This is a genomic window from Streptosporangium sp. NPDC000509 (genome assembly GCF_042898365.1).
Taxonomy (GTDB): domain Bacteria; phylum Actinomycetota; class Actinomycetes; order Streptosporangiales; family Streptosporangiaceae; genus Streptosporangium.
The window spans coordinates 296,020-310,189 of record NZ_JBIAYX010000007.1; the positions used below are offsets into that span (position 1 = coordinate 296,020).

Genomic DNA, 14,170 nt, shown 5'->3' on the forward strand with positions numbered 1-14,170 from the left:
CAAGCCGACAGATCGGCAGGGCGACAGATCGACGGCCTCGCGTTCTCGCCGCGGAGACCCCCAATGGTCTTAGGTCCAAGGTCCCAGGCCATGCAGACCGGACGTCCGATGCCGTCGGCCGCAGCGAGCGGCATAGTCGTCCCGAAGACAGCGCGGAACACGCGAAGACGGCGCGGAACACGCGAAGACGGCGCGGAACACGCGAGGGAGGGGAGGGGTGATGATCGGACCGGACGGGCCGAGCGCGGGGGCCGCCCATCCCAGTGCCCTCAGGGGGTGTGCCAACAAATGTCCGCCGGTCCCGGTGCAGCCATGACAGGCCACCGGACCACATACGGACGAAAGGCACACCCATGTCCACAACCCAGTCCCCGGCGCGTAGTCGACGGCCGGGGTGGAGCCTCGCGCTGCTCGCGCTCGGGCATCTGATCATCAGTCTCGACTTCACCATCATCTACGTCGCTCTTCCCGACATCGCGGCCGATGTCGGCTTCACCCCGCACACCCTGCAATGGGTGGTCACCGCGTACGTCGTCCTGTACGGAGGCTTCCTGCTGCTCGGCGGCCGGCTATCCGACCTGGTGGGACGCCGGCGGATGTTCGTGCTCGGCATGGTGTTGTACGGGGTGGCCTCCGTGCTGGGCGGCCTGGCCACGGCGCCGGCGGTGCTGCTCACCGCACGCGCTCTGCAGGGGCTCGCCGGTGCGGTCCTCTTCCCTGCGGTGCTCACCCTGGTCAACACCACCTTCGCCGAGGGCAGGGAGCGTAACCGCGCGCTGACGGTCTGGGCGATGGCGGGCGCCGGTGGGCTCACGGTGGGCGCGCTCGCGGGCGGGGTGCTCACCCAGGCCCTGGGTTGGCAGGCCGTGTTCTACGTCAACGTCCCGCTCGCCGCCGCGGGGGCCGCCGCCGCCTTCGCCCTGCTGCCCCGCGACGGTCGTGTCACCTCCGGGAGCGTCGACGTGCTCGGAACGCTCACCGGTACGGCGGGCATCACGCTGCTGATCTTCGCGGTCGCGCACGGCTCCGAGGTCGGCTGGACGCGGGCCGAGGTGGTCGCCTCGGCCGTTCTCGCGGTGGTCCTGCTCGCCACGTTCCTGCGTGTCCAGGCTCGGGGGCGGACGCCGCTGATGCCGCTGCGGCTGTTCGGCAACCGCGCGTTCAGCGGAGCGGTCGTGGTCATCCTCGTCTTCGGGCTGACGATGCAGGCCGTGCCGTACTTCCTCACCCTGTATTTCCAGGATGTCCTTGGCTTCAGCGCTCTGGAGACCGGGCTCGCGTTCCTCGGACCGACCCTCTCGATCACGGCGGGAAACTTCCTCAGTGAGCGACTCGTCCATCGTTTCGGCACCCGGAGCACGCTGATCACCGGCATCGTCGTCAACGCCGTGGGCGCCGCGTTCCTCGCCCCCGGCATGCACACGGACGGATCCTTCCTCACCGTCCTGGCCGGGATCGTCGTCATCGGTCTGGGCATGGGCATCACGTACGAGGCGATGTGGATCGCCGCGGGCACCGGTGTCTCGGCGGACGAGCAGGGGCTCGCCTCCGGGGTGGCCTCCACCGCGCTGCAGGTGGGAACCGCCGCGGGTCTGGCGGTCCTGGTGGCCGTCGCCAACCACGGCATCGAGGGGCTGTCCGGGCAGGCGTTGCGCGTCGCCTCCGCCGAGGGGATGCGCGTCGCCGTCTACGTCCTGGGCGCCGTCATGCTGACGGCCGTCCTCGCCGCCCTCAGGCTCCCCGGTCCGGGTGCCCGGGGCGCCGCCGCGTCCCAGTCCGTCCCCGACCCGGACACCGCCGACCTGCACCCCACCGGCTGACACCGGCTGGCAGCGTCTGCGGCTCCAACACCCGGCCGCCGCCGTATCTCACCTCTCGGCGGCCGGTCCGGGTCGACCCCGTCCCCGTCTCCCGGTCACGCGTCCCAGGTGACCGGGAGGCTCTTCACCCCGTAGATGTCCGCGGTCTCCGGGCGCAGGCCGATCTCCTCGGCCGGTACGGCGAGGCGCAGGGTGGGGAAGCGGTCGAGCAGGGCGGGGAAGGCGACTCGCATCTCGACGCGGGCGAGTTGCTGGCCCAGGCACTGGTGGATGCCGTGGCCGAAGGCCAGATGCCCGCCGTCCTGCCTGCGCAGGTCGAGACGGTGGGGGTCGGCGAAGCGCTCGGGGTCACGGTTGGCGGTGTTGTACGACAGGATCATCATCGAGCCGGCCCTGATGGTGTGGCCGCCCAGCTCGACGTCCTCCAAGGCGACCCTGAAGAACTGCTTGGCGACGCTCAGATACCTCAGCAGCTCCTCCACGGCCCGGTCGACGAGCGCGGGGTCGGCGCGCAGGGCGGCGAGCTGCTCCGGGTTCTGCAGCAGCGCGAAGGTGCCCAGCGCGAGCATGTTGGCGGTGGTGTCGAACCCGGCCGAGAGCAGGATCAGGGCCATGCCCTTGAGCTCCTCGTCGGTCAGGTCGCTGTCGAGCAGGTCGCTGAGCACGTCGTCGGTGGGGTCGGCGCGCTTGGCGGCCACCAGTTCGGCGAGGTAGTCCTGGGTGGCGGTGTAGGCCGCGATGAGTTCTTCGTCGGCGACCTCCCCGCCGAGGAACTTGTCGATGTTCTCCTGGAAGCGGTCCCGGTCCTCGTACGGCACGCCCAGCAGTTCGCAGATGATGACGGAGGGGATGGGCTTGGCGAACGCGGTCACCAGGTCGACCGTCGGCCCGGCCTGCTCCATCGCGTCTAGGTGCTCGGCGGTGACCTGCTCGACGCGCTCGGTGAGCTGCCGCATCCGCCGTACGGTGAATTTGCCGACCAGCGGTTTGCGGTAGCGGCCGTGTTGCGGCTCGTCCATCAGCAGGAACTCGCCGGGCGGCGCCGGGGGCACCTCGATGTCGCCGAGGTCGACCAGCGGGTGGTGGCGCATGAGCTCTCTGCGTGAGCTGAACCGGGGGTCGGCCAGGACCGCCCTGACCAGGTCGTATCCGGTGACCAGCCAACCCTCGTGCCCGTCGGGGAAGGTGAAGCGGCTGATCGGGCCGTGCTCGCGCGCGTCGAGCAGCTCCTTGGGCGGGTCGAAGGGACAGCCGGACGGGCGCGCGGCCGGCAGTGTGGTGACGATGTGTTCCACGGTCGTTCCTCTTCTCTGCTCGGGGGTCACTTGCGATGGCGCGTGTTCTTCGCGGCTCGACATTCCTGTCAGCCGTGGGAAGCGCATGAGCCGAACCGGGTGTCCGCGAATTGAGGCGCGGCTTGGCGGGTGGACTCGCGGCTACCTGATTCAGCGGGTGGACTCGCGGTTGAAGAGCCTCTTCGACCAGAGGTAGCCGCCGAGGCCGATGACGAGGCACCAGCCGACCGCGATGGCGGCGCTGTTGCCGATCGGGGTGCCCATCAGCAGGCCGCGCAGGGTCTCGATGAGCGGTGTGAACGGCTGGTACTCGGCGAACCAGCGCAGCACGGTCGGCATCGAGTCGGTCGGGACGAACCCGCTGCCCAGGAACGGGAGCAGCACCAGCGGCAGACCGACGTTGCTGGAGGACTCGACGGACTTGCTGGCCAGACCGAGCGCGACCGCCAGCCAGATGAAGGCGAAGGCCATCATCACCAGGACACCGGCGAGGGCGAGCCAGTCGCCGGGCCCCGCCGACGGCCGGAAGCCGATGAGCAGCGCGACGCCGAGCACCGCCGCGATGCTGAGCATCGTCTGGATGAGGCTGCCGATAACGTGTCCGGTCAGGACGGACACGCGGGCGATCGCCATGGTGCGGAACCGGTCGACGATGCCCTCGGTCATGTCCATCGCGATCGAGATGGTGGTGCCCTGGATCGCGGCGGTGATCGTCATCAGGATGATCGCGGGGGTGACGTAGTTGACGTATTCGGCGCGTCCGCCGGTGACCCCGCCGATCCCGGCGCCGAGCGTGCCGCCGAAGACGTAGACGAACAGCAGCAGGAAGACGATCGGCATGCCGATGAGCTGCAGTGTCATGGACGGGTAGCGCACCATGCGTCTGAGGTTGCGGCGGAGCATCGTCGCCGAGTCGGTCAGGGCGTGCGACATGGTGCTCATCGGGGGGCCACCTTCTCCTTGTTGCCGGTGAGAGCGAGGAAGACGTCGTCGAGGTCGGGGGTGTGCACGCTCAGCGAGCCGACCTCGACCGCGTCGCGGTCGAGCCGGTCGAGCAGCGCCTTCAGCGATGTGAGGCTGCCGTCGTGCGGTACGCGCAGGACGAGCGTGTCGCTGTCGCGGGACACCTCGCCCATGGCGCGTGCGGCGGATTCGAGGTCGCGTTCGTCGGTGAACCGCAGCAGGACGTGGCCGCCGGGGACGCGCCGCTTGAGCTCGTCCGCGGTGCCCTCGGCGACGATCTTCCCGTGGTCGAGCACCGCGATCCGGTCGGCGAGCTCGTCGGCCTCCTCCAGGTACTGGGTGGTGAGGAAGATGGTGACGCCATCGGCCACGAGCTCCCGCACGATCTGCCACATGGCGCGGCGGCTGCGCGGGTCGAGCCCGGTGGTCGGCTCGTCGAGGAAGATCACCTGCGGTGAGCCGACCAGCGTCATCGCGAGGTCGAGCCGTCGCCGCATCCCGCCGGAGTAGGTCGCCGCCGTCTTCTTCGCCGCGTCGGCGAGGTCGAACCGGTCGAGCAGCCGGGCGATCCTGCGCCTGCCCGTCTTGCGGTCGAGGTGGTGCAGGTCCGCCATGAGAGCGAGGTTCTCCTCGCCGGTGAGCAGGTTGTCGACCGCGGAGAACTGGCCGGTGACGCCGATCGCGGCACGCACCGCGTCCGGCTCGGCGGATAAGTCGTGGCCCGCGACGCGCGCGCTGCCTCCGTCCGCCCGGATGAGGGTGGACAAGATCTTGACCGTGGTGGTCTTGCCGGCGCCGTTCGCGCCGAGCAGCGAGAAGACGGTGCCGCGCGGGACGTCCAGGTCGACGCCGTCGAGCACGACGTGGTCACCGTACGAGCGGCGCAGCCCGGTCGCCGTGATCGCGGAGGGGGACGGCATGTTCATGGGAGACCCTTCTGATGTCTGGTCAGGAGCGACGGACGGTGATGTCGCCGAACGACGTGTGCGCGCGGACCTCGACGGTCTGCTCGGACTCCTCGGGTGCCTCGCCGAGGTCGTCCAGCGAGTTGGACACCCGCCCGTAGGAGGTGTCCAGGTCGAGCCATGCGGCGGTGCCGGAGGCGACGCCGATGTCGAGGTGGCCGGTCGAGGTGTGCAGCGTGACGGTGTCGCGCGCGACCCGGCCGACGCGAATGGCTCCGTTGGAGGTCTTGGCGTCCACCAGCGCGTCGGCCCGGTCGACGGAGATGTCGCCGTTGGCCGAGCGCACCCGCAGCTCACCGGTGACGGTGCCGAGGTCGGTGTTGCCGTTGGAGTTCTTGACGACGGCGGCGCCGTCGATGTCGCCGATGCGCACGCGTCCGGTGCCGGTGGAGACGTCGACGTCGCCCGTGACCGCCTCGACGATGATGTCGCCGCCGGAGGTGCTCAGTCGAAGCGGCCCGGTCCGGTCGAGGTGGAAGTGCCCGGTCGACGCCTTGAACCGGCACTCTCCCAGCGTGCCGACGCCGCGCAGGTCGGCCATCGACAGGTCCGCCTGCACGTGTGAGCCGGTGGGGAGCTCGATGAGCAGGTCGACCGACCTGGTCTTCTTGGAGAAGTCGAGCATGCGGGCCTTCGGCCCTCGCACCGTCAAGATGCCGTTGGCGTATTCGACGCGGGTCTTCTGCGCGGCGTCCACATCGGACTCGTCGGACGCGTCGCTCGGCCGCACCTCGACGACGGTGTCGGTCCGGTCGCTCGCGATGATCTGGACGTCGCCGACGAAGAGCTCGATCGTGGCGGAGATCGGTTCGGGCGTGGCGAAAATTGGCATGACTGTCCCCTCGGAGTGAGTCAGAAGAGCGTTTCCGCTGGTCGGAGGTGTGTGAGGAAAGTGGCTCTGGATGTCGGGGTGGGCCGGTGAGCCCGGCCGGTGAAACGCCGTACGCCGCGTTCGCCGCGTCGGCCGGGTGGGCCGGGTGGGCCGGGTGGGCCGGTGAGCCCGGCCCGTGGGACGCCGCGCGACGCGTCGGTCGGGTGGGTCAGCGGGCCCAGCCGGTGGAACGCTGTGCGCCGCGTTTACCGCGTCGGTCGGAGTCGTGGTCGCGCTCCGAGGCGCGCAGCGCGGTCGAGGCGGCCCGCACCAACCAGGCGTTGAGCGAACGCCCCTCCTTGGCGGCCGCCTCCTCGATCGCGGCCTTGAGCTGCTCGGGGAGGCGGACGTTGATCCGTGTCACCGGCCCGTCCTCGAAGCTCGCCGCGGCGTCGTCGGCCGACGGCGCGCTCGGAGCCGGGGTGTCGGCGGCGAGGTGCTCCATCTGCCGAACCGCCACGACGAAGCTCGGGTCACGCCCACGCAGGTGAACCTGGACCGAACCGGGAGCCAGATCCCGGGTGATCTCGTCGGCGGCCGCCGACAACGCCTCAAGCAGGGTGAGCCGGATCGCCGACTCCATCGAAACGGTCAACCGCTCGATCAGCACACCGGCGTCGCCTTCACCGGTCTCGGCGGCGGTCAGCAACTCGCGACCGAGCGAGGCCACATACGGGGTCAAGTCCATGGCATCACTATGGCACACCGTGATGCCACGGACAAGCCATTTTGGCTCAGCTTGGCATCACTCTGGCTCAGGATGACCGTTCGGGTGATGTCGACCTCGCGGGCGACGTGGTGTTCGACGGCCTCCTCATCACCGCCGATCGCCGCAGGGGGAGGCAGACGCTCGTTTCCGCCGTCGGCGGTCCAGCGTCCAAAGGGAAAGAAGACCCTGGTCAGCGGGCTATATATGTGATCATCGCCGGGTGGTCGACCGGGACGTTGCCGTTGTAGCAGCTGACGTACCGGATGCTCACATACGTCGAGTACGTCTCCCAGGGGGCGTACAGATTGCAGAACTCCGGGCCGTAGCCGAACGCGGTCACCTGGACGTTGTCCGCATATCCGCTGACCCCGCCGAACATCACCTGTTTCCTGGCGACCCCGAAATTGTTGAGCTGCAGGCCCCCGGACTGCGAGTTGTAGCTGACCGGGTACGGCGTCGGTACGTAGGGGCCCTGGGTCGTGGGGGCGTTGTCGAAGGTGTAGGCGAAGCGGTACCCCGAAGGTGTCCAGGTGATGGCCCGCTCGCGGTGGTAGGTCAGGCTCCATCCGGTGTTCAGTGATGTGCCGGTGGCGTCGTAGCAGCGCACCACGATGTTCTGCGCGGCCGTCGTCGCGCTCCATCCGCCCAGCTTGCAGTGTGCCGGTACGGTCGACTCGACCGCGGTGACCTGGATGTTCCCAGCCTGGCCCGCCGAGCCGAGTCCCGGCAGGGTGACCCGCCACGTTCCGGGGGCCGTCAGCGGCACGACGGTGTTCACCGCGGCCGGCCCTGAGGAGTTGAACCCCGTGGCCACGGCGGAGCCGTCCCAGTGCACGTACCCGAACGCCTGGCGCGCGGGCAGGTACTGGTCGCTGGAGCCGAAGGTGACCGAGAACCGCGAGGCGATCGGCCCGACGCCGTACCGGTGACACCGCACCGCCACGATCTCGTCGGCGCCCGACTGCCACCAGCCCTCGACCTGGCACCAGTCGGCGGACTGGGAGATCGCCGTGACGTGGGCGACTCCCCCCGAGGCCCTACCGATCTGCGGGAACCTCACGAACACCTGACCGGGCTCGCCCTGGGTGGCCTCGACCTTGAGCCCTTGCGGCCACGAGCCCGCCTGGTGCAGGGTCTCCACCACCGCACTGCTTCTGACGACGGCGAATCCCCAGCGGGGAGGCTCGGCCGCGGTGGCGGTCACAGTGGCTGCGGCGGTCGCGACGGTCCCGGTGAGCCCGGTCGCGGCGAGGGCCGCGATGCAGAGCGTTCTTACGATCACTGCCCATAGCCGGCGCATGTCATCCCTCGTCCGCATCGGAGTGGTGGTCATGAGCGGGGATGGCGCGCGGGCGCCCCCGGACTCTTGATAACCCGCCGACCGGGAGGCTGAGAAGGCCCAATTTGACCGCTGAACTTGACTACTTTTCGACAGTCGAAGTCGAGAATGGTCCGCCTTCTCGGCGCGGGGGTCACAGACCGATGACCACCGACCGCCGTCGCACCTTCCGAGCCGCGCCTTCCGAGCCGCGCCTTCCGAGCCGCGCCTTCCGAGCCGCGCCTTCCGAGCCGCGCCTTCCGCGGTGGCCCGGCGAGTTTCTCGCCGGGCCACCGCGGTCGGATCATGGGATGCGGGCCGATCGAGCGAGGCGATCAGGCGATCAGATGAGCGGTCGAGAGACGGGCGGTGACGCCGGTCAGGTTTTCGGCTTCAGCAGGTGGTGCCGCAGCCACACGTAGCCGTACCCGCCGGGGAGGTTGAGCTCCGCCACCTTCGGCGTGACCCAGGAGAAGGTGCCGTCATCATTGTGATCCCGGAAGTCGATCTTCACCCAGGCGTGGGTGTCGGCCACCTCGACCACCTCTCCCTGCTCGAAGTGGAGCCGGCCGTTGATGGCCGGCATGTCCACCACCCACCGCTCCGTCTTGAGATCGGGAACGGTGTGGACGGTCTGCTCCGCGATGGAGAGCCCCAGCGGATAGTCCTCGAACAACCGGCCGTCGGCGACGACATCGGACCACACGACCACGGTGCCGACCTTCAGTCCCGCACCGGCCACCACGGGAGGCCGGGAGACGGCGGCCTTCTTCGCCTGGAGGTACTCCTCGTAGCTCGCGGCGGTGAACACCGGGGAGATCTCCCCGGGAATCACGACCTCCTCACTGGAATGTCTCGGGCCGAAGGCGAAACGCACGGTGATGGTCTTTTCGTGCACCGTGAACCGGTATTCGGTCGGCGAGTGATGGCCTTTGTCGTCGCGTTTGTAGGAGTGGGCGCACAGGGCCTTGTAGACGGCGAGGACGCGGGGACCCCAGTTGGCCAGGTCACCGGGGTCGGCCGGGATAACGTACGCCGCTCCCATCTCGATCAGATGGGTGACCAGTGCCCTGATCGCCCCTTCCGTCGAGTCGGCGGAGCACTTGGGCGCCAGACCGGCGACCAGCCCGAAGGAGCAGTCCCAGGCGCGCTGGAAATCCTCGATGTGCTCCCGTTCGGAGACGCGAACCTCGGCGGCGTCCTCGGCGGTTATCTCCGCCACCAGGTTGAAGGTGCCCTCCTTCGGCTCCCCGGGCTTCCACACACAAGGCTTGCCCGACTGGAGATAACGGACGATGCCGCCGCCCCATCCCTTGGAGGTGCGGGTCGTCATGTCGAACTGGAACGTGCCAACCCCGATCCCGGAGGAGTCGTGCTGGGAGGAGTCGTACGGCGGGCTGCTGACCAGGGCCAGGTCGCCGGGTTTCCCCTGTGTGGCCAGGGTGATCGTCCCCGGCGTCCAGTAGTCGCTTATCCCCAGCGCCTTGGGGAATCCGCGCAGCTGGTCGGGTGCCACAACTCGGTAGTTGTGAGGGGGGTGATAGGAGGTGCTCATGCTGGTCAACCTAACCCGCATGGGACTCGCCGACCAGCGCTATTTTCGCTGATTTCCCTTTATGGTGCGGAGTTCAATATAAATCGCTTTTTTGGTGGTTTCAGCTATTTTGTAGCTGAATCCTCCTCGCCGACGTACGGGACGAGCGGGCATGACGAAGACATGGCGCTCCTATGGGGTGACCGGGAACCTACGGCACCTTCCGTGGTGCGAATACCACGACACCTGGACCAAAGGCTCACTTCCCACTGGATAGCTTTGAAAGAGCGCCGTCAAGGCTCCCGGCCCGACGCCCCCCGAGTACCCCCGACGTACGGCATCCCGGTCGGATCGGAAGTCCCGTAAGCCCAACGCCTCGTCCAGCACCAGGAGGGTCACGTGAATTCCTTGGAGCTCGAACGCCGCCTGATCGAAGCGATCAACGCTCACGACCTGCACCGAGTACTCGACTGCTACAGCCCGGACGCCGTCCTCGTCGCACCGTCGGGCACGATGGAGGGACACGAGCAGATCGCCTGGCTCTACGAGCAGTACTTCAAGGCGTTTCCCGACTTCAAGAAGACGGTCTGGCTGGAGGTCCCCTGCGAGGATCCCGTGGTCGCGGAATGGACGCTCACCGGCACCCACACAGGCCCCTTCCTTCTGCCCGACGGGCGCGAGGTGGAGGAGACCGGCCGTCGCATCACCGTCCGCGGCGCGTGCATGGCCTACGTCGCCAACGACAAGATCATTACGCAACGGGACTACCTCGACCAGCTGGAGCTGTACAGCCAACTCGGCTTCGGCCTGGCCGACTTCGGTCTCCCCGACGTTTAGATCGGGTGTTCGCCCCACCCCCTGCCAAAGCTCCTTAGGTTAGGCTCTGCTAACTTCTACAGCGATGCAGTTGCAAGCGCCATGATCTAAGGAGCACCCCGGTGCCGACGTCCCTCCCCAGAACCATGCTCAAACTGGCCACCACGGGTGCTCTCCTCTTCGGTCTCGCCGCGTGCGGCGGCGAGTCCGCGGACACCGGCGATGCCGCCGGCCAGGCGGCCGAGAAGAAGATCACCGTCTACAGCGGCCGCAACGAGGCGCTGGTCAAGCCCCTGCTGGAGAAGTTCACCGCGCAGAGCGGCATCGCCGTCGAGGCCCGCTACGCCAGTACCTCGGCCATGGCCACCCAGCTCCTGGAAGAGGGGGAGAAGTCACCGGCGGACGTCTTCTTCGCCCAGGACGCCGGCGCGCTCGGCGCCGTCGCCAAGAAGGGGATGTTCGCCCCGCTTCCGGCCGCCGTGCTCGACAAGGTGCCCGCCACCTACCGCGCCAAGAGCGGGGAGTGGGTCGGCGTCACCGCCCGCTCGCGGGTGCTGGTCTACAACCCCGACCTGGTCCCCGCCGACCAGCTGCCCACCTCGGTGTTCGACCTCACCGCTCCGGAGTGGAAGGGCAAGGTCGGGGTGGCCCCGACCAACGCGTCCTTCCAGTCGTTCGTCACCGCCGTGACCGTGCAGCACGGAGAGGCCAAGGCGAAGGAGTTCCTCGCCGGGCTCAAGGCCAACGAGCCGCAGATCCGGGAGGGCAACGGCCCGATCCTGGAGGAGGTCGACTCCGGCAAGGTCGCCGTCGGCCTGATCAACCACTACTACCTGGGCGAGCTGGCCAAGGAGCGGGGCAAGACGCCCGACGGGCTCGCCGCCAAGCTGCACTTCTTCCCCGACGGGGACAGCGGCGCCCTGGTCAACGTGGCGGGCGTCGGCGTGCTGAAGAAGGCCGCCGGCAACCCCGACGTGCAGGCCTTCGTCGACTACCTGCTCGGCGCCGAGGCGCAGAAGTACTTCGCCGAGGAGACCTTCGAGTACCCGGTCCTGGCCGACGCCGCCCCGCCCGCCGGGGTGCCCGCCCTGGACGAGCTGAAGGTTCCCTCGGTCGACCTGAACGACCTCGACCAGCTTGAGGCGACGATCGCGCTCATCAAGGAATCGGGACTGGTCCCCTGAGAACGTCGCCGCTCTCCGTGAGGCGGCCGGGTCGCGGCGGATCCTCGCCGCGACCCGGCCGTCCCGGCGTCCCGGCAGGAGGTGCGAGGCGGCCCCGTCCGGCCAGGCCCGTGGTGCTGGCGCTGTCGGTGCTCGCCGTCGCGGTCGCCCTCATCCCGCTCGCCTACCTCGCCGTCCGGACCGCCGAGGCGGGCGGCGCCCGGATCGCCGAGGAGCTGCTCACCGCGCGGGTCGCGGCGCTGGCGGCGAGCACGCTCGCGCTCGCGGCCGTGGTGACCCTCGCCTGCCTGGTGCTCGGGGTCGGCTCGGCCTTCCTGCTGGTGCGCACCGACCTGCCGGGCCGCCGCGTCTTCGCCGTCCTCGCCGTCCTGCCCCTCGCGGTGCCGACCTACATCGCCGCCTTCGCCTGGGTGTCGGCGGTGGACGGCTTCGAGGGCTTCTGGGCGGCGGCCCTGGTGCTGACGCTCTGCTCCTACCCCTACGTCCTGCTGCCGACCGCCGCGGCCCTCGCCGGTGCCGACCCGGCGCAGGAGGAGGTGTCGCGGTCACTGGGCCACGACGCCTGGCACACCTTCACCCGGGTGACGCTGCGCCAGATCCGCCCCGCGATCGCCGGTGGCGGGCTGCTGGTGGCGCTGTACGTGCTGTCGGACTTCGGCGCGGTCTCGATCCTGCGCGCCGACACCTTCACCCGCGCCATCTTCCTCGCCTTCGACCTCGGCTTCGACCGTACCGGCGCGCTGGTGCTGTCGACCGTACTCGTGGTGCTGACCGTGTTCATCCTGGCCGGGGAGGGCGCGACCCGGCGGCGCGGAGCCCGCTACGCCCGGCTGAGCGGCACCCGCCGCCCGCCCGCCAGGGCCGCTCTGGGCGTGGCACGCCTGCCCGCCGCGGCCGCACTGCTCGCCGTCGCGGTCCTCGCGCTCGGCGTCACCGCGTACAGCCTCGCCCGGCGGATGGCCGAGGGCATCTCCCGTCCGGGAACCTGGCCGGAGGTGCTGGCCGCCGCGGGCAACTCCCTCCTGCTCGCGCTGGCGGGGACGGCGCTGACCATGCTGCTCGCGTTGCCGGTCGGGGTGTTGAACGCCCGGGTGCCGGGGCGCCTGTCCGCGACGCTGGAGCGGCTCAGCTACCTCAGCCACGCCCTGCCGGGGGTGGTGATCGGCCTGTCCCTGGTGTTCTTCGGGATCAACGTCGCCTTCCCGCTCTACCAGACGACCTGGCTGCTCGCGCTCGCCTACGCCGCGCTCTTCCTGCCGCTGGGCGTCGCCGCCGTCGCCACCGCGACGGCCCAGGCGCCGCCCGTACTCGAAGAGGTCGCCCGCTCCCTGGGCAAGGGACCGCTCGCGGTGCTGGGCACGGTGACCCTGCCGCTCACCCTGCCGGGGATCGGCGCCGGCGCGGCGCTCGTCTTCCTCACCTGTATGAAGGAACTGCCCGCGACGCTGCTGCTCCGCCCGACCGGTGTCGACACCCTCGCCACCGAGCTGTGGTCGAACACGGCGGTCGCCGCCTACGCGGGCGCCGCCCCCTACGCGGTTCTGCTCGTGGTGTTGTCATCGGTGCCCACCTGGCTGCTCGCCGCGCGTACCGGGATTCTCAGCAAGGAGGTTCAGCGGTGAGCCGGTTGGAACTGCGCGGGCTCGCCCGGCGCTACGGGTCCGTCGCCGCCCTCGACGGGGTCGACCTCACCGTGCCGAGCGGCACCCTCACCGCCGTCCTCGGCCCCTCCGGCTGCGGCAAGACGACCCTGCTGCGCTGCGTGGCGGGCTTCGAACGCCTCGACGCGGGCGAGATCACCGTCGACGGGCGGCTCGTCGCCGGTCCCGCCGCGCACACGCCGCCCCAGCGGCGCCAGATCGTGATCGTGCCGCAGGAGGGCGCGCTCTTCCCCCACCTGTCGGTACGCGAGAACGTGGGGTACGGGCTGAGCCGGGCCGAGCGGCGGGGCGACAGGATCGAGGAGGCGCTGAGCCTGGTCGGCCTGGCCGGGTACGGCGACCGGATGCCGCACCAGATGTCCGGAGGACAGCAGCAACGGGTGGCGGTCGCCCGCGCCATGGCGCCGCGCCCCTCCCTCATCCTGCTCGACGAGCCGTTCAGCGCGCTCGACGCCGGGCTCCGCGCCGAGTTGAGGCACGACGTACGGGCCGCGCTGCGCGCGGACCGCGCCACCGGGATCCTGGTCACCCACGACCAGGGCGAGGCACTGTCCACGGCCGACCAGATCGCGGTGATGCGCGAGGGCGTCATCGTGCAGAGCGGCTCCCCCACCGACGTCTACCACCGGCCCGCCGACGCCTGGGTGGCCGCCTTCGTCGGCGAGGCGATCCTGCTGTCCGCACAGGACGAGCCGGGTCACCACGGTGATCCCGCGGTGTTGCGCACCGCGCTCGGCCCGGTCATGGTAGCCGAACTCCCCCCGGGAGGCGGAGCGCTCACCGTGCTGGTCCGTCCGGAACAGGTCCGGATCACCACGCCACCGGCGCCGCAGGCCGTGATCGCGACCGTGGTCGGCGACGACTTCCACGGCCACGACGCGCTCGTCACCCTGAGCCTGTCCGACGGCACGCACGTCACCGCGCGGGTGACGGCCCCGACCGAGCCGATGACCGTCGGCGACAAGGTCGGTGTCCAGGTGGAGGGCGGCGGCCTGGCCTGGCCCGACCGGCCGGGCACGGGGTGACGCGGGAGG

At 69.9% G+C, this 14,170-nt stretch carries 12 protein-coding genes; 5 read left to right on the plus strand and 7 right to left on the minus strand.

The window, feature by feature from the left end:
* Positions 1-353: 353 nt before the first annotated feature.
* Entirely contained in the window at positions 354-1,820 is a 1,467-nt protein-coding gene (locus tag ACFY3D_RS15700; RefSeq protein ID WP_389979921.1) for an MFS transporter, read from the plus strand.
* Positions 1,821-1,915: 95 nt separating this feature from the next.
* On the opposite strand, the gene ACFY3D_RS15705 is transcribed toward ACFY3D_RS15700, so the two are convergent.
* The 7 genes from ACFY3D_RS15705 to ACFY3D_RS15735 form a co-directional block, all read right to left on the minus strand.
* Positions 1,916-3,115, minus strand: a complete 1,200-nt coding sequence (locus ACFY3D_RS15705; RefSeq protein ID WP_389979924.1) for a cytochrome P450 — start codon at positions 3,113-3,115, stop codon at positions 1,916-1,918.
* 150 nt (positions 3,116-3,265) lie between these two features.
* Positions 3,266-4,057: an ABC transporter permease gene (locus ACFY3D_RS15710; RefSeq protein ID WP_389778681.1), complete on the minus strand. Its 792-nt coding sequence runs from the start codon at positions 4,055-4,057 to the stop codon at positions 3,266-3,268.
* Positions 4,054-5,004, minus strand: coding sequence for an ATP-binding cassette domain-containing protein (locus tag ACFY3D_RS15715; RefSeq protein ID WP_389979928.1), 951 nt, complete (start codon positions 5,002-5,004; stop codon positions 4,054-4,056). Before ACFY3D_RS15715 ends, ACFY3D_RS15710 begins: the two co-directional genes overlap by 4 nt.
* A 22-nt stretch (positions 5,005-5,026) precedes the next feature.
* Complete coding sequence (locus tag ACFY3D_RS15720; RefSeq protein ID WP_389979931.1) at positions 5,027-5,875, minus strand: DUF4097 domain-containing protein; 849 nt, start codon at positions 5,873-5,875, stop codon at positions 5,027-5,029.
* Between the two features lie 208 nt (positions 5,876-6,083).
* Positions 6,084-6,602: a YlcI/YnfO family protein gene (locus tag ACFY3D_RS15725; protein ID WP_389979934.1), complete on the minus strand. Its 519-nt coding sequence runs from the start codon at positions 6,600-6,602 to the stop codon at positions 6,084-6,086.
* A 211-nt stretch (positions 6,603-6,813) separates the two neighbouring features.
* A complete protein-coding gene (locus ACFY3D_RS15730) occupies positions 6,814-7,905 on the minus strand; it encodes a hypothetical protein (RefSeq protein ID WP_389979937.1) in 1,092 nt (363 codons plus the stop codon).
* Between the two features lie 415 nt (positions 7,906-8,320).
* Positions 8,321-9,496 carry a hypothetical protein gene (locus ACFY3D_RS15735; protein WP_389979940.1) on the minus strand — a complete coding sequence of 392 codons (1,176 nt, stop codon included), beginning with the start codon at positions 9,494-9,496 and terminating at the stop codon, positions 8,321-8,323.
* Between the two features lie 378 nt (positions 9,497-9,874).
* On the opposite strand from ACFY3D_RS15735, the gene ACFY3D_RS15740 reads away from it, so the two are divergent.
* From ACFY3D_RS15740 to ACFY3D_RS15755, 4 genes are all read left to right on the plus strand, one after another.
* Entirely contained in the window at positions 9,875-10,312 is a 438-nt protein-coding gene (locus ACFY3D_RS15740; protein WP_389979943.1) for an ester cyclase, read from the plus strand.
* A gap of 101 nt (positions 10,313-10,413) precedes the next feature.
* Positions 10,414-11,475 carry an iron ABC transporter substrate-binding protein gene (locus ACFY3D_RS15745; RefSeq protein WP_389979946.1) on the plus strand — a complete coding sequence of 354 codons (1,062 nt, stop codon included), beginning with the start codon at positions 10,414-10,416 and terminating at the stop codon, positions 11,473-11,475.
* A 110-nt stretch (positions 11,476-11,585) separates the two neighbouring features.
* Positions 11,586-13,097, plus strand: coding sequence for an ABC transporter permease (locus ACFY3D_RS15750; RefSeq protein WP_389979948.1), 1,512 nt, complete (start codon positions 11,586-11,588; stop codon positions 13,095-13,097).
* Entirely contained in the window at positions 13,094-14,161 is a 1,068-nt protein-coding gene (locus tag ACFY3D_RS15755; protein ID WP_389979951.1) for an ABC transporter ATP-binding protein, read from the plus strand. Before ACFY3D_RS15750 ends, ACFY3D_RS15755 begins: the two co-directional genes overlap by 4 nt.
* Positions 14,162-14,170: the final 9 nt, after the last annotated feature.

Bases quoted from the DNA above. Each gene is read 5' to 3' on its own strand.
- ACFY3D_RS15725 (WP_389979934.1), bottom strand. From the start codon at position 6,602: ATGGACTTGACCCCGTATGTGGCCTCGCTCGGTCGCGAGTTGCTGACC.
- ACFY3D_RS15715 (WP_389979928.1), bottom strand. From the start codon at position 5,004: ATGAACATGCCGTCCCCCTCCGCGATCACGGCGACCGGGCTGCGCCGC.
- ACFY3D_RS15735 (WP_389979940.1), bottom strand. From the start codon at position 9,496: ATGAGCACCTCCTATCACCCCCCTCACAACTACCGAGTTGTGGCACCC.
- ACFY3D_RS15720 (WP_389979931.1), bottom strand. From the start codon at position 5,875: ATGCCAATTTTCGCCACGCCCGAACCGATCTCCGCCACGATCGAGCTC.
- ACFY3D_RS15700 (WP_389979921.1), top strand. From the start codon at position 354: ATGTCCACAACCCAGTCCCCGGCGCGTAGTCGACGGCCGGGGTGGAGC.
- ACFY3D_RS15710 (WP_389778681.1), bottom strand. From the start codon at position 4,057: ATGAGCACCATGTCGCACGCCCTGACCGACTCGGCGACGATGCTCCGC.